Genomic DNA, 19940 nt, shown 5'->3' with positions numbered 1-19940 from the left:
GCCGCTCCACCTCCTCGTGGAATCGATTACATCGACGTGTAGAGAGGATTGGAATCGATTACACGGCAGTAGGCAAGACCCCGAGACAGGATCGTGATGTCAGACCCCGGCGGTACCGTCGGACCATGACCGATCAGGCGGGGGCGTCCCGGGCGGGAGAGCGGCGACTGGCCACGCTCGAGGGCGTGCTCGAGCGCATCACGTACGCCAACGAGGAGAACGGCTACACGGTCGCCCGCGTCGACACCGGCAGAGGCGGCGGCGACCTCCTCACGGTCGTCGGCGCGCTGCTCGGCGCCCAGGTCGGCGAGTCGCTGCGCATGGAGGGCCGCTGGGGCTCGCACCCGCAGTACGGCAAGCAGTTCCTGGTGGAGAACTACACGACCGTCCTCCCGGCCACCGTCCAGGGCATCCGCCGCTACCTCGGATCAGGACTGGTCAAGGGCATCGGCCCGGTCTTCGCCGACCGCATCACCCAGCACTTCGGCATGGACACCCTGAAGATCATCGAGGAGGAGCCGAAGCGTCTCGTCGAGGTCCCCGGCCTCGGACCGAAACGCACCAGGAAGATCGCCGACGCCTGGGAGGAACAGAAGGCGATCAAGGAGGTCATGCTCTTCCTCCAGACCGTCGAGGTCTCCACGTCGATCGCGGTCCGCATCTACAAGAAGTACGGCGACGCCTCGATCTCGGTGGTGAAGAACCAGCCGTACCGGCTCGCGGCCGACGTCTGGGGCATCGGCTTCCTCACCGCCGACAAGATCGCCCAGTCCGTCGGCATCCCGCACGACAGCCCGGAGCGGGTCAAGGCCGGCCTGCAGTACGCCCTGTCCCAGTCCGCCGACCAGGGCCACTGCTACCTGCCCGAGGAGCGGCTGATCGCCGACGCGGTCAAGCTCCTCCAGGTCGACACCGGCCTCGTCATCGAGTGCCTGGCCGAGCTGGCCCGGGTCCCGGAGGAGGGCGAGGACCCCGGCGTCGTACGCGAGAAGGTGCCGGGACCGGACGGAGGAGAACCCGTCACGGCCGTCTACCTGGTTCCCTTCCACCGCGCCGAACTCTCCCTCTCCGGCCAGCTGATGCGCCTGCTGCGCACGCCGGAGGACCGCATGCCGGGCTTCCGCGACGTGGCCTGGGACAAGGCGCTGACCTGGCTGAGGGGCCGTACGGGAGCGGACCTCGCGCCCGAGCAGGAGGCCGCCGTCAAGCTGGCGCTGACCGAGAAGGTCGCCGTGCTCACCGGCGGCCCCGGCTGCGGCAAGTCCTTCACGGTCCGGTCGGTCGTGGAGCTGGCCCGCGCCAAGAAGGCCAAGGTCCTGCTCGCCGCCCCCACCGGCCGCGCCGCCAAGCGCCTGGCCGAGCTGACCGGCGCCGAGGCCTCCACGGTCCACCGCCTGCTGGAGCTCAGGCCCGGCGGCGACGCGGCCTACGACCGCGACCGCCCGCTCGACGCCGACCTGGTGGTCGTCGACGAGGCGTCCATGCTGGACCTGCTGCTCGCCAACAAGCTGGTGAAGGCCGTGCCCCCGGGCGCCCATCTGCTCTTCGTCGGAGACGTCGACCAGCTGCCCAGCGTCGGCGCGGGCGAAGTCCTCCGCGACCTGCTCGCGGACGGCAGCCCCGTCCCCGCCGTGCGCCTCACGCGCGTGTTCCGCCAGGCCCAGCAGTCGGGCGTGGTGACGAACGCCCACCGGATCAACGCCGGACAGCACCCGGTCACCGACGGCATGAAGGACTTCTTCCTCTTCGTCGAGGACGACACGGAGGAGGCCGGCCGGCTCACGGTCGACGTGGCCGCCCGCCGCGTCCCGGCCAGGTTCGGCCTGGACCCGCGCCGCGACGTCCAGGTCCTCGCCCCCATGCACCGCGGCCCCGCCGGCGCCGGCACGCTCAACGGCCTGCTCCAGCAGGCCATCACCCCGGGCCGTCCCGACCTGCCCGAGAAGCGGTTCGGCGGCCGGGTCTTCCGCGTCGGCGACAAGGTCACCCAGATCCGCAACAATTACGAGAAGGGGGAGAACGGTGTCTTCAACGGCACCGTGGGCGTGGTCACCTCGCTCGACCCGGTCGACCAGCGCCTCACGGTGCTGACGGACGAGGACGAGGAGGTGCCGTACGAATTCGACGAACTGGACGAACTGGCCCACGCGTACGCGGTGACCATCCACCGTTCACAGGGGAGTGAATATCCCGCCGTGGTGATCCCGGTCACCACCGGGGCGTGGATGATGCTCCAACGCAACCTCCTGTACACGGCGGTGACCCGCGCCAAGCAGCTGGTCGTCCTCGTCGGTTCCCGCAAGGCGATCGGACAGGCGGTGCGCACGGTGTCGGCCGGACGCCGCTGCACGGCACTCGACTTCCGGCTCTCCGGCTTCTGACCTCGCCCTCCGTCCGTCAATGCCGAGACATCACAAAAAATGATCGATCAAATGAGTCGTGAAGGTCACAGAGCACTTCCGCAAGCGTGACGAAGGCGGCAGGATGAGCAAGTTGACGGCACTGAGTGCCGTCGATAAGCCCAATGGTCGCCCCCGAGTGCACTCTCCTGCGCCAAATGGGGGATGGTAGAGACAGTCAGGGCAACCTCGAAGAAGAGGCACAACGTCGGTGAGGGATGACGTGAGCGACAACTCTGTAGTACTGCGGTACGGCGACGGCGAGTACACCTACCCGGTGATCGACAGCACCGTCGGCGACAAGGGCTTCGACATCGGGAAGCTCCGCGCCCAGACCGGTCTTGTGACCCTGGACAGCGGATACGGCAACACCGCCGCCTATAAATCCGCCATCACCTACCTCGACGGTGAGGCCGGGATCCTCCGGTACCGCGGCTACCCGATCGAGCAGCTGGCCGAACGCTCCACCTTCCTGGAGGTCGCCTACCTGCTCATCAACGGTGAACTGCCGACCGTCGACGAGCTCTCGGCCTTCAAGAACGACATCACGCAGCACACCCTGCTGCACGAGGACGTCAAGAACTTCTACAAGGGCTTCCCGCGCGACGCCCACCCGATGGCCATGCTGTCGTCGGTGGTCTCCGCGCTGTCCACCTTCTACCAGGACAGCCACAACCCGTTCGACGAGAAGCAGCGCAACCTCTCGACGATCCGTCTGCTCGCCAAGCTCCCGACGATCGCCGCGTACGCGTACAAGAAGTCGATCGGCCACCCGTTCGTCTACCCGCGCAACGACCTCGGCTACGTCGAGAACTTCCTGCGCATGACCTTCTCGGTCCCCGCCCAGGAGTACGAGCTCGACCCGGTCGTGGTCGCCGCCCTGGACAAGCTGCTCATCCTGCACGCCGACCACGAGCAGAACTGCTCGACCTCCACGGTCCGCCTGGTGGGCTCCTCGCAGGCGAACATGTTCGCCTCGATCTCCGCCGGCATCTCCGCCCTGTGGGGCCCGCTGCACGGCGGCGCCAACCAGTCGGTGCTGGAGATGCTCGAGGGCATCCAGGCCACCGGCGGCGATGTCGACTCCTTCATCCGCAAGGTGAAGAACAAGGAGGACGGCGTCCGCCTGATGGGCTTCGGCCACCGGGTCTACAAGAACTTCGACCCGCGCGCCAAGATCATCAAGGCCGCCGCGCACGACGTCCTCTCCGCCCTCGGCAAGTCCGACGAGCTGCTGGACATCGCGCTGAAGCTGGAGGAGCACGCGCTCTCCGACGACTACTTCGTCTCGCGCAGCCTCTACCCCAACGTCGACTTCTACACCGGCCTGATCTACCGGGCCATGGGCTTCCCGACCGAGATGTTCACGGTCCTGTTCGCCCTCGGCCGCCTCCCGGGCTGGATCGCCCAGTGGCACGAGATGATCAAGGAGCCGGGCTCCCGCATCGGCCGCCCCCGCCAGATCTACACGGGCGTCGTCGAGCGGGACTTCGTCCCCGTCGAGGAGCGCTGACATCCACGGGTGAGGGGGCGCTGCTGCACCGGTCCCCCGTCACTGAGGGCTTGCGGTGCCGGGTCCGCGGCCGGGGGTCCGGGGGTGGTCCCCCGGGTCGGCACGGTCACGGGCGTGGTCGAGCGGGACTTCGTCCCCGTCGAGGAGCGCTGACATCCACGGGTGAGGGGGCCCGCTGCACTGGTTCCCCGTCACTGAGGGCTTGCGGTGCCGGGTCCGCGGCCGGGGGTCCGGGGGTGGTCCCCCGGGTCGGCACGGTCACGGGCGTGGTCGAGCGGGACTTCGTCCCCGTCGAGGAGCGCTGACATCCACGGGTGAGGGGGCGCTGCTGCACCGGTCCCCCCGTCGGCCGAGTGCCGTGGTTGCCGAAGGCTGAAGGGCTGTCCATAAGGGCAGCCCTTCAGTGTGACGGGCTGTCCGTGAGGGCGGCCCGTCGGCGTGACGAGGGCGGTCCTGGAGCCTGCGGAAGAGTCGGGCGCCGCATCGCCGAGGTGTCCGGGCGCAGCAGAAGGCGCCCTGGTGCGCCGGTCCCCCCACGGGCCGACGACCAGGGCGCCTTCCCATGTCCCGGTGCGGATTCCCCCCACGGGATCCGGCCGGGCGCTTGTGAGGACACAGCGCCTGAATCGCTGATGCCATATGCGGTTGTCTGGCTGGCAGGTGTTGAGCGAAACGAGCAGAACTCGCCGTACTCCTGCCGTGTGCGATCTGCCGGGACAGCGCACGCTGGGAGGGCCGCTCAAAGCTTCCCGGTGTGCGTGCCCCGGCAACGCATCTCTGAGGAAGTCCCCCAAGACATCCCCAGATGTCAGTTCGCGCCCCCCAAGACGCTTGCTGACACCGTCAACTTAGACCTTCGAACCCCTTCGATGGTTACGTTCGCATCACTGTGATCTGCGTCTCTTGCATATGTCCCGTTAGATACGCAAGAGACCGGATACAGCGATCGAGGCCCAAGCGTAAGGATGATGCGCGAGCCTTGTGAAGAGCTTATGTGAGGCTCGCGCAGGACTCCAGGGGGCTAGTTGTTTCGACTTCGCCTAACCGACGGTAACTTGGCGCGCGTGCCCCTCGGGGTCAGCGGAAGGTCCGCAACCGCAAACTGTTCGTCACCACGAAGACCGACGAGAAGGCCATCGCCGCCCCGGCGAGCATCGGGTTCAGCAGCCCGGCGGCGGCCAGCGGCAGCGCGGCCACGTTGTATCCGAAGGCCCAGACGAGATTGCCCTTGATCGTCGCCAGGGTCCGCCGGGACAGCCGGATGGCGTCCGCGGCCACCCGCAGATCCCCCCGCACCAGCGTCAGATCGCCCGCCTCGATCGCCGCGTCCGTGCCCGTCCCCATGGCCAGCCCCAGGTCGGCGGCGGCGAGCGCGGCCGCGTCGTTGACGCCGTCGCCGACCATCGCGACGACCCGTCCCTCGCCCTGGAGCCGCCTGACGACGTCGACCTTGTCCTCGGGCAGCACCTCGGCGATCACCTCGTCGATGCCGACCCGGCCGGCCACCGCCTGGGCCACCGCCCGGTTGTCCCCGGTCAGCAGCACGGGCGTGAGCCCCAGCGCCCGCAGCTCGCGCACCGCCTGGGCACTGGTCTCCCTGACCGTGTCGGCGACGGCCAGCACCCCGCGCACCGCCCCGTCCCACCCGACGACGACAGCCGTACGACCGTCCCGCTCGGCCTCGTCCTTGGCGCGGGCCAGCTCCGGCGGGAGCGGGGCGTCGACGAGGCGCCCGACGGTCACGTCCCGTCCCTCCACGCGCCCGCGTACGCCCCGCCCCGGCACGTTCTCGAAGTGCTCGACCGCCGGCAGCTCCCCGGCCCGCCCCCACTCCCGGCTTTCCTCGAGCGGGGGGACCCCCATCTCGGCGCCCGCGGCCACCGCCCGGGCGACCGGGTGCTCGGAGGCGTGTTCCAGGGCGCCCGCGAGCCGCAGCAGCTGCTTTACGTCGGTGTCCTCGGCGGCGTACACCTCCTGGAGGGTCATCCGGCCGGTGGTGACCGTGCCGGTCTTGTCGAGGACGACGGTGTCGACGCGACGGGTGCTCTCCAGGACCTCGGGGCCCTTGATGAGGATGCCCAGCTGCGCGCCCCGGCCGGTGCCGACGAGCAGCGCGGTCGGCGTGGCCAGGCCCAGGGCGCACGGGCAGGCGATGATCAGGACCGCGACGGCCGCCGTGAACGCGGCGACGGTGTCACCGGTGAGCCCGAGCCAGGCCCCGAAGGTGGCGGACGCGATGAGCAGGACCACGGGGACGAAGATGCCGGCGACGCGGTCGGCCAGCCGCTGCACCTCGGCCTTGCCGTTCTGCGCGTCCTCCACCAGCTTCGCCATGTGGGCGAGCCGGGTGTCGGCGCCGATCCGGGTGGCCTCGACGACGAGCCGGCCGCCCGCGTTCACGGTCGCGCCGGTGACGGCGTCGCCCGGGCCGACGTCCACGGGCACCGACTCGCCGGTCAGCATGGAGACGTCCACGGCGGAGACGCCCTCGACGACGGTTCCGTCCGTGGCGATCTTCTCCCCGGGCCGTACGACGAACCGGTCCCCGACCGCCAGCCGGTCCACCGGGATCCGCACCTCGCGGCCGCCCGCCCGTCTCCGGCCGCCACCCTCGACCGAGAGCGCTCCGCGCTCGCCCTCCTCGTGTCGCAGCACGGCCACGTCCTTCGCGCCCAGTTCCGTCAGCGCCCGCAGGGCGGCCCCGGCGCGCCGCTTGGAGCGGGCCTCCAGGTAGCGGCCGAGCAGGATGAAGGCGGTGACGCCGGCGGCGACCTCCAGGTAGATCGTGGAGGAGCCGTCCGTCCGCGAGACCGTCAGCTCGAAGGGGTGCCGCATGCCGGGCATGCCCGCGTGGCCGAGGAAGAGCGCCCACAGCGACCAGCCGAACGCGGCAAGGCTGCCCACCGAGACGAGCGTGTCCATGGTGGAGGCGCCGTGCCGCAGGTTCGTCCAGGCCGACCGGTGGAAGGGCAGGCCGCCCCAGACGACGACCGGCGCGGCGAGGGTCAGCGACAGCCACTGCCAGTTGTCGAACTGCAGCGCCGGAACCATCGCGAGCAGTACGACGGGCGCGGCGAGCAGCACGGAGACGAGGAGGCGCTGCCGGAGCGCCGTCAGCTCGGGGTCGGCGTCGGCCGACGTCTCCTCCGGCGCCGGGTCCGGTACCGGAGGCGCCGGCTCCTGCGCCGTGTAGCCGGTCTTCACGACGGTCGCGATCAGGTCGGCGACCTCGATGCCCGCGGGGTAGGTGATCCGGGCCTTCTCCGTCGCGTAGTTGACCGTCGCGGAGACGCCCTCCATGCGGTTGAGCTTCTTCTCCACGCGGGCCGCGCAGGACGCGCAGGTCATGCCGCCGATGAGCAGCTCGACCTCGGAGCTCTCGGCGGCTATGGGGGCCGTGGCGGTGGTGCTGGACATGTCCGTACTCCCAGGGAGCGGAAACGGGCCGTATCCCACCGGGTGTCGACCGGTCGGTACGGCCCGATGCCGAAAAGGGGCCTCAGGCGCGGCCGACCAGCTCGAAGCCGGCCTCGTCGACGGCGTCCCGTACGGCCTTCTCGTCCAGGGCGACGGTGGAGACGACGGTGACCTCACCGGTGGAGGCGACGGCCTGGACCGAGCTGACGCCGGGCAGTCCGGAGATCTCCGCGGACACGGCGCCCTCGCAGTGGCCGCAGCTCATGCCGCTCACCTTGTAGACGGTCGTGACGGAACCCGGGGTGTCGGTCTGGGCTGTCATCTCGTTCTCCTCGTCGAGGCGTGGGGCTGAGGGGGTCCATGGGGGCCCTCCACTTGCAGACTATACCCCTTGGGGGTATTTCCAGGATCCTCAGGCGCTGTCGACGCGGTTGCCCACCAGTGGCTCCAGATAACGGGTGAGGGCGTTCTTCAGCTCCTGCACATACGCGTCGCGCTCCGCCCCCTCGTGGCCGAGGACCAGCTCCAGGCCCGCCTTGTACAGGCCGAGGCACATGTACGCGACGCGGGTGAGGTCGGCGGGGGGCGCGTCGGGCAGGAACGAGGAGAGCAGGCCCTCGATCCGGGAGAGCAGCGTGGCGTGCAGGGCGTCGTGTTCCTCGGCGATGCGGCCGGGGATGTCGGGGCCGTGCATCAGGGCGAAGAACACCGGGTGCTCGCAGTTGAAGGCGATGAACCGGTCGACGGCGGCGCCGACCGCCTCCTCCAGCGGGGTCGCGGGGTCGACCGGGGCGAGCGCCTCGCCGTAGGTCTCCCGCATCTCGTGCATGAGGCGGTCGCCCAGCTCGATCGCGATCGCTTCCTTGTTGGGGAAGAACTGGTAGAGCGTGCCCGGGGAGACGCCCGCCTCGCGGGCGATGGCGTTGGTGCTGGCGGCCGTGTAGCCGGTCGTGCAGAAGACGGACGCGGCGGCTTCGAGGAGTTGGGCGATACGGCGCTCGCCCCGCGCCTGACGGCGGCGCGGCTGCTCCTTCTCCTGGTTCTCGGGCACGCGTTATCCCCAGCTCTCCGAACGCGATTGACAAACACGAGCGGTCGCTCGCATTCTTGATCTCAGAAACGCGAGCGATCTCTCGTGTTTGCCAGTCTATTGGCAATGGCGCACCCATGCTGCCTGTCCGAGTCGGCACGGGTCACGGCGAATCAAGGTGAAGGGGACACCGCACCATGACCGAAGTCAACGGCCCGCCGCGTGTCGGAGGCTGGACCAGGTTCGTGACCGCCCGCCCCCGCCTGTCCCTGCTCGCCGCCCTGGTGCTCACCGTGCTCGCGGTGCTGGCCGGCAGCGGGGTCGCCGACCGGCTCGGCAGCGGCGGCTGGGAGGACCCGGACGCCCAGTCCACCTACGCGACCAAGGCCCTGGAACGCGAGTTCCCCGCCTCCCAGCCGAACCTGCTGCTGCTCGTCGACTCCGGCCGCGCCTCCGTCGACGACCCGGCGGTCGTTGCCGAGGCCACCCGGCTCACCGAGCGGCTGGCCGGTGAGAAGGGCGTCGTCGGTGTCGGCTCCTACTGGCAGGCAGATGCGTCGTCGGCCCCCGCCCTGCGCGCACAGGACGGTCACGAAGCGCTGATCGCCGCCCGCGTCACCGGCGACGAGAAGACGATGGGCGAGACCCTCGACCGCATCGCCCCCGCGCTGCGCGGCACGCACGGCCCGGTGGAGGTCAGGATCGGCGGCATCGTCGCCGTGCGGCACGAGATGCAGACGACCATCCAGGAGGACCTCACCCGCGCCGAGATCATCGCCCTGCCGATCACCCTGGTGCTGCTGGTGATGGTCTTCGGCAGCGCGGTCGCCGCCCTGCTGCCGCTGGGCGTCGGCATCGTCGCCATCCTGGGGACGAACGCGATCCTCGGCGGCCTCGCGGAGTTCACGGACGTCTCCATCTTCGCCATGAACCTCACCACCGCCCTGGGCCTCGGCCTGGCCATCGACTACGCCCTGTTCATCGTCCGCCGCTTCCGGGAGGAACTCGCCGGCGGCGCCGAGCCGCTCACCGCCATCGCCACCACCCTGCGCACGGCGGGCCGCACGGTGCTGTTCTCCGCGCTCACCGTCGCGGTGTCCCTCGCGGCGATGCTCGTCTTCCCCCAGTACTTCCTGCGCTCCTTCGCCTACGCCGGCATGGCCGTGGTCCTGCTGGCCGCCGCGGCCGCCCTCATCCTGCTCCCGGCGGCCCTGATCCTGCTCGGCCACCGGGTCGACTCCCTGGACCTGCGCCGCCTCTTCCGCAGGGGCGGACCGGCCAAGGGGAAGGGCGAGGCGGCGGGCAGGGAGGACGGCACCGCCTGGGCGCGCACGGCGACCCTGGTCATGCGAAGGGCCCCCTTCTTCGCCCTGGCGACCACCGCCGTCCTCGTCCTCCTCGGACTGCCCTTCCTGGGCGTCAGGTTCGGCACCGCGGACGATCGCCAGCTGCCCTCCTCCGCCGAGTCCCACGTCGTGCAGCAGCACATCAGGGACGGCTTCCCGGGCAGCCCCGGCGGCGGCCTGGAGGTCCTCGCCGAGGGCAGGGCGACCGAGGCGCAGTACGCGGCCTACAAGGAGCGCGTGGCCGCCCTGCCCGAAGTGGCCCGGGTGGACGGCCCGTTGGTGAACGGCGACTCGGCGTACTTCACGGTGCTGCCCAAGGGCGAGGCCGTCGACGATGCCGCCCAGCGCCTGGTCGGTGACCTGCGCGCAACCGGGGCACCCTTCGACACCAAGGTGACCGGCACGGCGGCCGCCCTGGTCGACTCCAAGCACGCGATAGCCGCACAACTGCCCTGGGCGGCAACCTTCATCGTGGTCGTCACCCTGATCCTGGTCTTCCTGCTCACCGGCAGCGTGCTGATCCCCCTCCAGGCGGTGCTGCTCAACGCGCTCAGCCTGACGGCGATGTTCGGCGCTGTGGTCTGGGTCTTCCAGGACGGCCACCTCTCCGGCCTGCTCGGCTTCACCAGCCCCGGCTCCATCGAGACGACCCTGCCGGTCCTGATGTTCTGCGTGGCCTTCGGCCTCTCGATGGACTACGGCGTGTTCCTCCTCTCCCGCATCAAGGAGGAGTACGACCGTGGGGGCGCCTCCCGCCCCCTTGAGGCAGTGGGGGACGGCGGCCACGAGCGGGCGATCCGCCTGGGCCTGCAGCGCACGGGCGGCCTGATCACCGCGGCGGCCGTCATCCTCGCGGTCGTGATGGTCGCGATAGGCACCTCCCGCGTGACCAACACCAAGATGCTCGGGCTCGGCATCGCCCTGGCGGTCCTGATGGACGCGATGGTCGTCCGCAGTCTCCTGGTCCCGGCGATCATGCGGCTCACGGGGAAGGCCACCTGGTGGGCGCCGGCACCCCTGCGGAGGCTCCACGCCCGCTTCGGGCTCAGCGAGGGGGAGCCCGCCCCGCTCGGGGAGCCGGACCGGGAGGAGGACAAGGTGGGGGCGCGCGGCTAGCGTTCGCGGTGATCACCGGTGATCACCGGTGGTCCCGGGGATCCCGGTGATCTCCGGTCATCCGGTGGACGAAGGCGAGGGCGAAGGCGCATGCGGGCTGTGGTGTTCGAGCGGTACGGGGAGCCGGCCGAGGTGCGGGAGGTGGCGGACCCGCGGCTCGCGGAGCACGGAGTGGTGGTGCGCGTCGAGGCCACCGGTCTGTGCCGCAGCGACTGGCACGGCTGGATGGGCCACGACCCGGACATCACCCTGCCGCACGTCCCCGGCCATGAACTCGCCGGAGTCGTCGAGGAGGTCGGGACACAGGTCTCCCGCTGGAGCCCCGGCGACCGGGTGACGGTGCCGTTCGTGTGCGGCTGCGGCAGCTGCCCGTCCTGCGCGGCCGGCGACCACCAGGTGTGCGAGCGTCAGACCCAGCCCGGCTTCACCCACTGGGGCTCCTTCGCCCAGTACGTGGCGCTGGACCACGCCGACGTGAACCTGGTCGCGGTCCCCGGCGACCTGTCCTACGGCACCGCCGCCTCCCTCGGCTGCCGGTTCGCCACGGCGTTCCGGGCGGTCGTGCAGCAGGGCCGGGTCGCGGCGGGGGAGTGGGTGGCGGTGCACGGCTGCGGCGGGGTGGGCCTGTCGGCGGTGATGATCGCGGCTGCTTCGGGGGCGAGGGTGGTCGCCGTCGACGTGTCCCCGAAAGCCCTGGACCTGGCGCGCAGGTTCGGCGCGGCGGAGTGCGTGGACGGGCGGAGCACGCCGGACACGGCGGCAGCGGTCCGCGACCTGACCGCCGGCGGCGCCCACCTCTCCCTCGACGCCCTCGGCTCGCCCGCCACCTGCGCCGCCTCGGTGAACGGCCTGCGCCGCCGGGGCCGCCACGTCCAGGTGGGCCTGCTGCCCTCGCCGGACGGTACGACCCCCGTGCCGCTGGCCCGCGCCATCGCCCTCGAACTCGAACTCCTCGGCAGTCACGGCATGGCCGCCCACACCTACCCGGAGATGCTGGAGCTGGTCCGGGCGGGTGTCCTGCGCCCCGACCTGCTGGTGACGTCGACGATCCCGCTGGACGCCGTACCGGAGGCGCTGGCGGCGATGGGGACGGCGCCGGGGGCGGGCGTGACGGTCATCGAGCCGTGGAGGTGAGCGCCGCCCACTCCCGGTCGAGGACCGCCATCAGCACCTCGTCCACCCACTTGCCCTCACGGAACGCGGCCTCCCGCCGCACCCCCTCCACCACGAAACCGACCTTCTCGTAGACGTGCCGGGCCCGGTCGTTGTCGCCGTACAGCTCCAACTGGATCCGTTGCAGGCCGAGTTGCTCGAAGCCGTGCCCGACGATCAGCCGGGTCGCCTCGGTGCCCAGTCCACGGCCGCGGCCGCCTGGGCCGATCAGGGTGCGGAAGGTGCAGCTGCGGGCGTCCCGATCCCACTCGTACAGGACGACCTCGCCGACGAGTTCACCGGTGGCGCGGTCGACGACGGCGAGGTCGAGCCGGTCGGGCTGCCCGGCCCGGGAGCCGTACCAGGCACGCAGGCGCTCCGGGGTGAGTTCGCTGTTCGGCGGGAAGGTGAAGCGGACGACCTCGGGATCACCGATGATCTCCCACATCACGTCGGCGTCGGCCTCGGTGAAGGGCCGCAGCACGGTGTTCTCGCCGGTGAGCACGGGTTTGACGGAGAAGTCCATGCGCAGCACTGTGCCCCACCCGGAAGTGGGGCGCAGAACGATTTTCGAGGCGGGCCACCGCTCGGCGGGGAGGGGGATCAGTCCCCTCTGCGGCCACGATTGCCGGGCCGTGACGCCACCCACGCGTGGATGGTGTCGGGGTGCCAGTACAGTTTGCCGCCCTCCACATGGTCGGGTGGGGGCAGCAGGCCGTGCTTGCGGTAGGACCGTACGGTGTCCGGCTGCACCTTGATGTGTGCCGCGATCTCCTTGTAGGACCAGAGCCTTTGGTCGGTCATGAGTGCACCTCCCTGCGCGCGGGGGCGGCGGCCGGGAGGCCGCCCGGGGAGCCCGGCGCTGCGCTGGCGATCACCAGGCCAATTGCCCTGTCAACGACGCGGAGTGACCGCGCGCATACGGCCGTCGACCGGGTGTGACACGGGGCCCGCGTAACCGCGACAGCTGTGACGGAAGGGAGTCATTTGTGACAGAGGTGCCGCAGAGACGTACGCGGGTCTGTCGGAGGGGCGCGTTGACACGCGGGGGAGGAGGGCCCCGGACGCGGAGATGGGCCGGGTCCGCTGCGACGGACCCGGCCCACCTGCTTCCCCGCCATCCCCCGGAGCAACTGGCCGGACGCTCAGCGTGCAGTCACCGCGGACGCCGGGTCTTGGAGAAATCCGCACCCCGCTCACCCATCGACACCGGCAGCACCAGGCTCGTCGCCTCCCCGTTCAACCGGTCCCCGCTCACCTGGTCCGCCACCGGCGCTTCCTGCCCCGGCAGCCCCCGGGCCGCCGTGAACTGCCTCGGGGTGAACCCGGTCATCGCCTTGAACTCGCCGCTGAGATGGGCCTGGTCGTAGAACCCGCACGATGCCGCCGTCTCCGCGAGGCCCCGCCCGGCCGCCAGCAGACGGCGGGCCCGTTGCAGCCGCAGGACACGTGCCGCCGCCTTCGGACCGAGCCCGATCTGCTCACGGAAGCGGTTCTCCAGCTGCCGTACGCTCCAGCCGACCTCCTCGGCCAGCCGCGGTACCGGTATCGCGCCCGCCGACCGCACCAGCAGCGACCAGGCCCGCCGTACCCGCACCGCACTCGGCGTCCCGGCCGCCGACCAGCGCGCGAACACGTCGTCGAGCAGACCGAACCGTTCCGCCCAGGTCGGCAACGCGGTCAGCGCGGCGGCCAGTTCACCGGTGCCGCGCCACCGTCCGCCGACACCGGCGCCCAGGTCGTGCGGCAGTTCGTCCGGATCGACCACGCGGTCGGCGAGTTCGTGCTGCGGCGTACCGAAGAGGGTGAACGCGGCCCAGGGCGCGAGCAGCACCTCCACGCCCGCGACGCGCCCGGCGTGCTCACCGACGACGGCAGTCGTCGTCAGCCCGGAGTACACCGACACCAGCAAGGCCGTGACCCGCCCCGCCCCCGAGATACGAACGGGCCCCTCGAACCCCAACAGCAACGTGACCGCCCCGATCGGGGTCTCCAGCCTGCGCCGGGGCCGGTCCAGGGCGAGCCGGATCCCGCGATAACTCAGCACACCGGGCAGGAGCCGGGGGTGGGGTCGCGCCACGGCGACTTCCCACGCGCCCCCGACCCCACTGCCGGACCGCACCCGCACCGCCTCGCCGCCCACCATCGCCCCATGCTCCTACGCCCGGGAAAGGCACGGAAGGGCAGCGCCCCGAAGAGGCGCGGGGCCGTCCGGCCACGGGCAACGAAAGCGCTGTCAAGGGGCGCGGGGAACTGCGCGACAAGCCACGAACGCGCCGCACACGCACGATGACAGAGCCCGGCACATGAGTGCGCCCCGCTCAACCCCCGGAGGGCTACGCCCCGCAGGACCGCAGAAACGCCCGCGTCCGCTGAGCGATGGGCAACGGCTTGTCCGGCTCACACGGGTACATGTCCTGCTCCACGATCGCGAACAGGTCGACGTCCAGCTTCTGCGCGGCCTCCAGCACGGGTCCCAGCGCGGGCACCCCTGCAGGGGGCTCGCACATCACGCCCTGCGCGACCGCCGGCCCGAACGGCGTCCCCTTCGCCCGCACGTCCGCCAGGATCTCCGGGTCCACCTGCTTGAGGTGCAGGTACCCGATCCGCTCCCCGTACGTCTCGATCAGCTTGACGCTGTCGCCACCGCAGTACGCGTAGTGCCCGGTGTCGAGACAGAGCGACACCAGTGAGGAGTCGGTCCCGTCGAGGAACCGGACCACGTTCTCCTCGCTGTCGATGTGCGTGTCGGCGTGCGGGTGCACGACGATGCGCAGCCCGTACCGCTCCCGCACCTCTCGGCCGAGGCGCTCGGTCAGGGAGGTGAGGTTCCGCCACTGCTCGGGCGTGAGCGTGTCCGGCTCCAGCACCTCGCCGGTCTTGTCGTCCCGCCAGAAGGACGGGATGACCACCAGGTGGGAGGCGCCCATGGCCTGCGCGAGCGCCGCGTTGTCCGCGACGTGCGCCCAGGTCTTCTCCCAGACCGCCTCGCCGTGGTGCAGCCCCGTGAAGACCGTGCCGGCCGACACCTTCAGGCCGCGTGCGGCCGTCTCCTCGGTGAGGACGGCCGGGTCGGTCGGCAGGTACCCGTACGGGCCCAGCTCGATCCACTCGTAGCCGGAGAGCGCGACCTCGTCGAGGAAGCGCTGCCACGGCACCTGCTGCGGGTCGTCCGGGAACCAGACGCCCCAGCTGTCGGGGGCCGAGCCGATCCGGATACGGGACAGTGAGGACTGAGGTGACAACGACGTCATGGGCGTCAGCGTGCGGTCTCCCCGGAGGGGTGTCAAGGGCTGGTCCGAATGTCTGGACAAAACATTGACAGGGCCCGCCGCGCGGGCTACAAAGCCGTGGAGAGCCGAACGGGGACGCTGACCGGGACGGCCCGACACGAAGGGAAGCCGATGGCGTACGACCTGATCACCATGGGGCGGATCGGGGTGGACCTCTATCCGCTGCAGACGGGTGTGCCGCTTGCGCGGGTGACGTCCTTCGGGAAGTTCCTGGGCGGTTCCGCGACCAACGTCGCCGTCGCCGCGGCCCGTCTCGGCCGGCGCACCGCGGTGATCACCCGCACCGGCGACGACCCCTTCGGCGCCTACCTGCACGAGGCACTGCGCGGCTTCGGCGTCGACGACCGCTGGGTCACCCCGGTCCCCGGACTGCCGACCCCGGTCACCTTCTGCGAGATCTTCCCGCCGGACGACTTCCCGCTGTACTTCTACCGGCAGCCCAAGGCCCCCGACCTGGAGATCGACGCCCACGAGCTGGAGCTCGACGCCATCCGTGAGGCCCGCGTCTTCTGGGTCACCGGCACCGGCCTGAGCGAGGAGCCGAGCCGTACGGCGACGCTGGCGGCGCTCGCCCACCGCGCCAAGGCCGGCACCACCGTCTTCGACCTCGACTGGCGCCCGATGTTCTGGACCGACCCGGACGCGGCCCGCCCCTTCTACGCCGAGGCGCTGAAGCACACCACCGTCGCCGTCGGCAACCTCGACGAGGTGGAGGTCGCCACCGGAGTGCGCGAACCGCACGCCGCCGCGCGGGCGCTGCTGGACGCCGGTGTGGAGCTCGCGGTCGTCAAGCAGGGCCCCAAGGGCGTCCTCGCCGTCAACAGCAAGGGCGAGTCCGCCGAGGTCCCCCCGCTCCCGGTGAACGTCCTCAACGGACTGGGCGCCGGCGACGCCTTCGGCGGCTCCCTCTGCCACGGTCTGCTCGCGGGCTGGGACCTGGAGAAGATCATGCGCCACGCCAACGCCGCCGGAGCCATCGTCGCCTCACGCCTGGAGTGCTCCTCGGCCATGCCGACCCCCGACGAGATCGAGACGGCGCTCACGGCAGGAGCCGTCAGGTGACCGTCGACATCGCGGGGCTCGTCCACACCCGCACCCGCCACCCCGAGGCGATCGCCGAGGCCGCCGCCCGCCGCACCCGCCGGACGCTGCTGGGCGCGAGCGGCCGGCTGATGATCGTCGCCGCCGACCACCCGGCCCGTGGCGCGCTCGGTGTCGGCGACCGCAAGCTGGCCATGGCCAACCGCGCCGATCTGCTCGAACGCCTCTGCCTCGCGCTGTCCCGGCCGGGCGTCGACGGTGTCCTCGCGACCGCCGACATCCTCGACGACCTGCTGCTCCTCGGCGCCCTCGACGGCAAGGTCGTCATGGGCTCGATGAACCGCGGCGGCCTCCAGGGCGCCAGCTTCGAACTCGACGACCGCTTCACCGGCCACCGCGCCGAGGACATACAGCGTCTCGGTTTCGACGCGGGCAAGCTGCTCCTGCGGATCGACTACGACGACCCGGGCTCCCTCAACACCCTGGAGTCCACCGCCCGCGCGATCGACGACATGGCCGCACGCCGGCTCCCGATCTTCGTCGAGCCGTTCATCTCCCGCCGCACGGACGAGGGCCGGGTGCGCAACGACCTGTCCGCCGAGGCGGTCACCAGGTCCATCGCCATCGCCTCCGGCCTCGGCGGCAGCTCGGCCTACACCTGGCTGAAGGTGCCGGTGACCGACAACCCAGACGACATGGCCGAGGTCATGGAGACCTCCACGCTCCCCGCCGTGCTCCTGGGCGGCGAGGTGGGCGACGACCAGGACGGGGCGTACGAGAAGTGGCGCGGGGCGCTGCAACTGCCCACCGTCCGGGGCCTGGTGGTCGGACGTTCGCTGCTGTACCCGGCGGACGGGGACGTGGCCGCCGCCGTGGACACCGCCGTAGGACTGCTGTGAGGGCCGTATGACGAACACAGAGCCGCACGCCTCGACCCACGACGACCTGTACGTCCCCAAGGGGACGACCGCCGACGGGGACTACGTCCTCGACATCGACCCCAAGAGGGCCGGCTGGACCCACAGCAGTCTGCGGATCGTCGAGCTGGCGCCCGGTGGCACGCACACCTTCACCACCGGTGACAGCGAGTGGATCGTGCTTCCGCTGGAAGGCGGATGTACCGTGCGAACGGCGGATGAAGAGTTCCAACTCCTGGGCAGGGAAAGCGTTTTCGCGTCGGTCACCGACTTCGCGTACGTTCCCCGTGACGCCCGGGCCCAGATCGCCTCCGGCGCGGGAGGCCGCTTCGCCCTGGCAGGAGCGAAGTGCGAGCGACGACTCCCCGCCCGCTACGGCCCCGCGCCGGAGGTCCCCGTCGAGGAACGCGGCAGCGGCAGCTGCGCCCGCCTGGTGCGCAACTTCGCCTCCGCCGACGCCTTCGACTGCGACAAGCTGATCGCCGTCGAGGTGATCACCCCTGGCGGCAACTGGTCCTCGTACCCGCCGCACAAGCACGACGAGCACCGGCCCGGCGAGGAGTCGGAGCTGGAGGAGATCTACTACTTCGAGATCGACGGACCGAACGGTTTCGGCTACCAGCGCGTATCCCCTTCGCGTGAGGGCGGATCCGACGTCCTCGCCGAGGTCCGTTCCGGCGACGCCGTCCTCGTCCCCGACGGATGGCACGGCCCGTCGATCGCCCAGCCCGGCCACGCCATGTACTACCTGAACGTCATGGCCGGTCCCGGCGCGACCCGGGAATGGCGGATCTGCTTCCACCCAGAGCACACGGAGGGGTACCGATGACCTCAACGACGAGGCTGACGGTCGCACAGGCGCTGGTCCGCTTCCTGGCCGCCCAGTACACCGAGCGCGACGGCGTCCGGCAGCGACTGATCGGCGCGACCTGGGGCATCTTCGGCCACGGCAACGTCGCCGGCCTCGGCCAGGCGCTCGTCGAGTACGCCGACGTCATGCCCTACCACCAGGGCCGCAACGAGCAGTCGATGGTCCACGCGGCCGTCGGCTACGCCCGCCAGTCCAACCGCCTGTCCACCCACGCGGTGACGACGTCGATCGGCCCGGGCGCCACCAACCTGGTCACCGGCGCCGCCCTCGCCACCATCAACCACCTCCCGGTCCTCCTCCTCCCCGGCGACATCTTCGCGACCCGCCCGGCGGACCCGGTCCTGCAGCAGCTCGAAGTGCCGTACGCGGGCGACGTGTCCGTCAACGACTCCCTGCGCCCGGTGTCGAGGTACTTCGACCGCGTGACCCGACCGGAGGCCCTCATCCCGGCCGCCCTCCAGGCGATGCGCGTCCTGACGGACCCGGTGGAGACGGGGGCCGTGACCCTGGCCCTTCCCCAGGACGTCCAGGCCGAGGCCTACGACTGGCCCGACGAGTTCTTCGCCGAGCGCACCTGGACCGTACGCCGCCCGGGCGCCGACCCCGCGGAACTCGCCGAGGCGGTCCGCGTGATCAGGGCGGCCCGCCGCCCGCTGGTCATCGCCGGCGGCGGTGTCCACCACAGCCGCGCCGAGGAGGCCCTCGCCGAGTTCGCCGAGGCCACCGGAATCCCGGTCGCCTCCACCCAGGCCGGCAAGGGCTCCCTGCGCTACGACCACCCCCAGGACGTCGGCGGCGTCGGCCACACCGGCACGGCGACGGCGGACGAACTGGCCCGCACGGCCGACCTGGTGATCGGCGTCGGGACGCGGTACACCGACTTCACCACCGCCTCCAACACCCTGTTCGCCGGCGACGGTGTCCGCTTCCTCAACCTCAACATCGCCGCCTTCGACGGCCACAAGCTCGCCGGACTCCCGCTCGTCGCGGACGCCCGCAGCGGCCTCCAGGAGCTGACCGAGGCCCTGCAACTGCACGCCCACCGGGTCACCGACGCCTACGTCTCCGAGTACACCGAGGACAAGGAGCGCTGGGAGCAGCGCGTCGACGCCTGCTACGAGGCCGACGAGCCGGACGTGCGCCCGACCCAGCCGCAGGTGCTGGGCGCGCTGGACGCGCTCGTCGACGAGACGGACGTCATCATCAACGCGGCCGGCTCGCTCCCGGGCGACCTGCACAAGCTGTGGCGGGCGCGCTCGCGGGACCAGTACCACCTGGAGTACGGCTACTCGTGCATGGGCTACGAGATCCCGGCCGCGCTCGGCGTGAAGCTGGCCGCGCCCGACCGTCCCGTGTGGGCGCTGGTCGGCGACGGCACGTACCTGATGATGCCGACGGAGATCGTGACCGCGGTGCAGGAAGGCGTCGCGATCAAGATCCTGCTCGTGCAGAACCACGGGTACGCGTCCATCGGCGGCCTGTCCGAGGAGACCGGCGGTGAGCGCTACGGCACCGCCTACCGCTACCGGAGCGACGACGGCACCTTCACGGGCGCCCCGCTCCCCGTCGACCTGGCCGCCAACGCCGCGAGCCTGGGCATGCGCGTGCTGCGCGCCAAGACCGTCCGGGATCTGCGCGAGGCCCTCGCCGAGGCCCGGGCCGCCGACACTCCCACTTGTGTCTACGTCGAGACCCAAACGGCAGACACAGTGTCGGGCGCGCCTCCGGCGCAGGCCTGGTGGGATGTACCCGTCGCCGAGACCGCGACCCGATCGTCCGCGGTCAAGGCCCGTGAGCTGTACGAACGGCACGTCTCGACCCGACGCCGCCATCTGTGAAGGAGTA

15 protein-coding genes are annotated in these 19940 nt (G+C 71.1%); 8 read left to right on the top strand and 7 right to left on the bottom strand.

Annotated elements, in window-relative coordinates; genetic code table 11:
* The first annotated feature begins 125 nt into the window (after positions 1-125).
* Together recD2 and ACPT94_RS01495 are read left to right on the top strand one after the other, a co-directional pair.
* Positions 126-2381: an SF1B family DNA helicase RecD2 gene (gene recD2 / locus ACPT94_RS01500; RefSeq protein ID WP_360336759.1), complete on the top strand. Its 2256-nt coding sequence runs from the start codon at positions 126-128 to the stop codon at positions 2379-2381.
* Between the two features lie 241 nt (positions 2382-2622).
* On the top strand, positions 2623-3912 hold the full coding sequence (locus tag ACPT94_RS01495; RefSeq protein WP_360336757.1) for a citrate synthase: 1290 nt from the start codon (positions 2623-2625) through the stop codon (positions 3910-3912).
* Between the two features lie 1077 nt (positions 3913-4989).
* Here ACPT94_RS01495 and ACPT94_RS01490 read toward each other — a convergent pair.
* The 3 genes from ACPT94_RS01490 to ACPT94_RS01480 form a co-directional block, all read right to left on the bottom strand.
* Positions 4990-7329, bottom strand: a complete 2340-nt coding sequence (locus tag ACPT94_RS01490) for a heavy metal translocating P-type ATPase (protein WP_360336755.1) — start codon at positions 7327-7329, stop codon at positions 4990-4992.
* Positions 7330-7411: 82 nt separating this feature from the next.
* A complete protein-coding gene (locus tag ACPT94_RS01485) occupies positions 7412-7651 on the bottom strand; it encodes a heavy-metal-associated domain-containing protein (RefSeq protein WP_360336753.1) in 240 nt (79 codons plus the stop codon).
* Positions 7652-7741: 90 nt separating this feature from the next.
* Entirely contained in the window at positions 7742-8380 is a 639-nt protein-coding gene (locus ACPT94_RS01480) for a TetR family transcriptional regulator (RefSeq protein ID WP_360336751.1), read from the bottom strand.
* Between the two features lie 176 nt (positions 8381-8556).
* On the opposite strand from ACPT94_RS01480, the gene ACPT94_RS01475 reads away from it, so the two are divergent.
* Both ACPT94_RS01475 and ACPT94_RS01470 read left to right on the top strand, forming a co-directional pair.
* Complete coding sequence (locus ACPT94_RS01475) at positions 8557-10821, top strand: MMPL family transporter (RefSeq protein ID WP_425244882.1); 2265 nt, start codon at positions 8557-8559, stop codon at positions 10819-10821.
* Positions 10822-10911: 90 nt separating this feature from the next.
* On the top strand, positions 10912-11955 hold the full coding sequence (locus tag ACPT94_RS01470) for a zinc-dependent alcohol dehydrogenase family protein (protein WP_425244881.1): 1044 nt from the start codon (positions 10912-10914) through the stop codon (positions 11953-11955).
* Here the strand turns inward: ACPT94_RS01470 and ACPT94_RS01465 are convergent.
* From ACPT94_RS01465 to ACPT94_RS01450, 4 genes are all read right to left on the bottom strand, one after another.
* On the bottom strand, positions 11936-12499 hold the full coding sequence (locus ACPT94_RS01465) for a GNAT family N-acetyltransferase (protein ID WP_360336745.1): 564 nt from the start codon (positions 12497-12499) through the stop codon (positions 11936-11938). The two genes, ACPT94_RS01470 and ACPT94_RS01465, sit on opposite strands and share 20 nt — an antisense overlap.
* A gap of 77 nt (positions 12500-12576) precedes the next feature.
* Positions 12577-12777: a helix-turn-helix transcriptional regulator gene (locus ACPT94_RS01460; RefSeq protein WP_360336743.1), complete on the bottom strand. Its 201-nt coding sequence runs from the start codon at positions 12775-12777 to the stop codon at positions 12577-12579.
* Between the two features lie 352 nt (positions 12778-13129).
* Positions 13130-13990, bottom strand: a complete 861-nt coding sequence (locus ACPT94_RS01455) for a helix-turn-helix domain-containing protein (RefSeq protein ID WP_425244916.1) — start codon at positions 13988-13990, stop codon at positions 13130-13132.
* A 319-nt stretch (positions 13991-14309) separates the two neighbouring features.
* Positions 14310-15227: a sugar phosphate isomerase/epimerase family protein gene (locus ACPT94_RS01450; RefSeq protein ID WP_360336741.1), complete on the bottom strand. Its 918-nt coding sequence runs from the start codon at positions 15225-15227 to the stop codon at positions 14310-14312.
* Positions 15228-15377: 150 nt separating this feature from the next.
* Between ACPT94_RS01450 and iolC the strand changes: the two genes are divergently transcribed.
* From iolC to iolD, 4 genes are read left to right on the top strand one after another with little or no spacing between them, the layout of a single operon-like run.
* Positions 15378-16328, top strand: a complete 951-nt coding sequence (iolC, locus tag ACPT94_RS01445) for a 5-dehydro-2-deoxygluconokinase (RefSeq protein ID WP_425244880.1) — start codon at positions 15378-15380, stop codon at positions 16326-16328.
* Positions 16325-17206, top strand: a complete 882-nt coding sequence (locus ACPT94_RS01440; RefSeq protein WP_360336737.1) for a Cgl0159 family (beta/alpha)8-fold protein — start codon at positions 16325-16327, stop codon at positions 17204-17206. The genes iolC and ACPT94_RS01440 overlap by 4 nt, the downstream gene beginning before the upstream one ends.
* Positions 17207-17213: 7 nt before the next feature.
* Positions 17214-18053, top strand: coding sequence for a 5-deoxy-glucuronate isomerase (iolB, locus tag ACPT94_RS01435; protein WP_360336735.1), 840 nt, complete (start codon positions 17214-17216; stop codon positions 18051-18053).
* Positions 18050-19933, top strand: coding sequence for a 3D-(3,5/4)-trihydroxycyclohexane-1,2-dione acylhydrolase (decyclizing) (gene iolD / locus ACPT94_RS01430; RefSeq protein WP_425244879.1), 1884 nt, complete (start codon positions 18050-18052; stop codon positions 19931-19933). The genes iolB and iolD overlap by 4 nt, the downstream gene beginning before the upstream one ends.
* Positions 19934-19940: the final 7 nt, after the last annotated feature.

Source organism: Streptomyces aurantiaciflavus (assembly GCF_049808595.1).
Taxonomy (GTDB): domain Bacteria; phylum Actinomycetota; class Actinomycetes; order Streptomycetales; family Streptomycetaceae; genus Streptomyces.
Note: the sequence above shows the minus strand (reverse complement) of the source record. Positions and strands in the feature narration are given on the sequence as shown.

Bases quoted from the DNA above. Each gene is read 5' to 3' on its own strand.
- recD2 (WP_360336759.1), top strand. From the start codon at position 126: ATGACCGATCAGGCGGGGGCGTCCCGGGCGGGAGAGCGGCGACTGGCC.
- ACPT94_RS01490 (WP_360336755.1), bottom strand. From the start codon at position 7,329: ATGTCCAGCACCACCGCCACGGCCCCCATAGCCGCCGAGAGCTCCGAG.
- ACPT94_RS01485 (WP_360336753.1), bottom strand. From the start codon at position 7,651: ATGACAGCCCAGACCGACACCCCGGGTTCCGTCACGACCGTCTACAAG.
- ACPT94_RS01475 (WP_425244882.1), top strand. From the start codon at position 8,557: ATGACCGAAGTCAACGGCCCGCCGCGTGTCGGAGGCTGGACCAGGTTC.
- ACPT94_RS01470 (WP_425244881.1), top strand. From the start codon at position 10,912: ATGCGGGCTGTGGTGTTCGAGCGGTACGGGGAGCCGGCCGAGGTGCGG.
- ACPT94_RS01465 (WP_360336745.1), bottom strand. From the start codon at position 12,499: ATGGACTTCTCCGTCAAACCCGTGCTCACCGGCGAGAACACCGTGCTG.
- ACPT94_RS01460 (WP_360336743.1), bottom strand. From the start codon at position 12,777: ATGACCGACCAAAGGCTCTGGTCCTACAAGGAGATCGCGGCACACATC.
- ACPT94_RS01450 (WP_360336741.1), bottom strand. From the start codon at position 15,227: ATGACGTCGTTGTCACCTCAGTCCTCACTGTCCCGTATCCGGATCGGC.
- iolC (WP_425244880.1), top strand. From the start codon at position 15,378: ATGGCGTACGACCTGATCACCATGGGGCGGATCGGGGTGGACCTCTAT.
- iolB (WP_360336735.1), top strand. From the start codon at position 17,214: ATGACGAACACAGAGCCGCACGCCTCGACCCACGACGACCTGTACGTC.
- iolD (WP_425244879.1), top strand. From the start codon at position 18,050: ATGACCTCAACGACGAGGCTGACGGTCGCACAGGCGCTGGTCCGCTTC.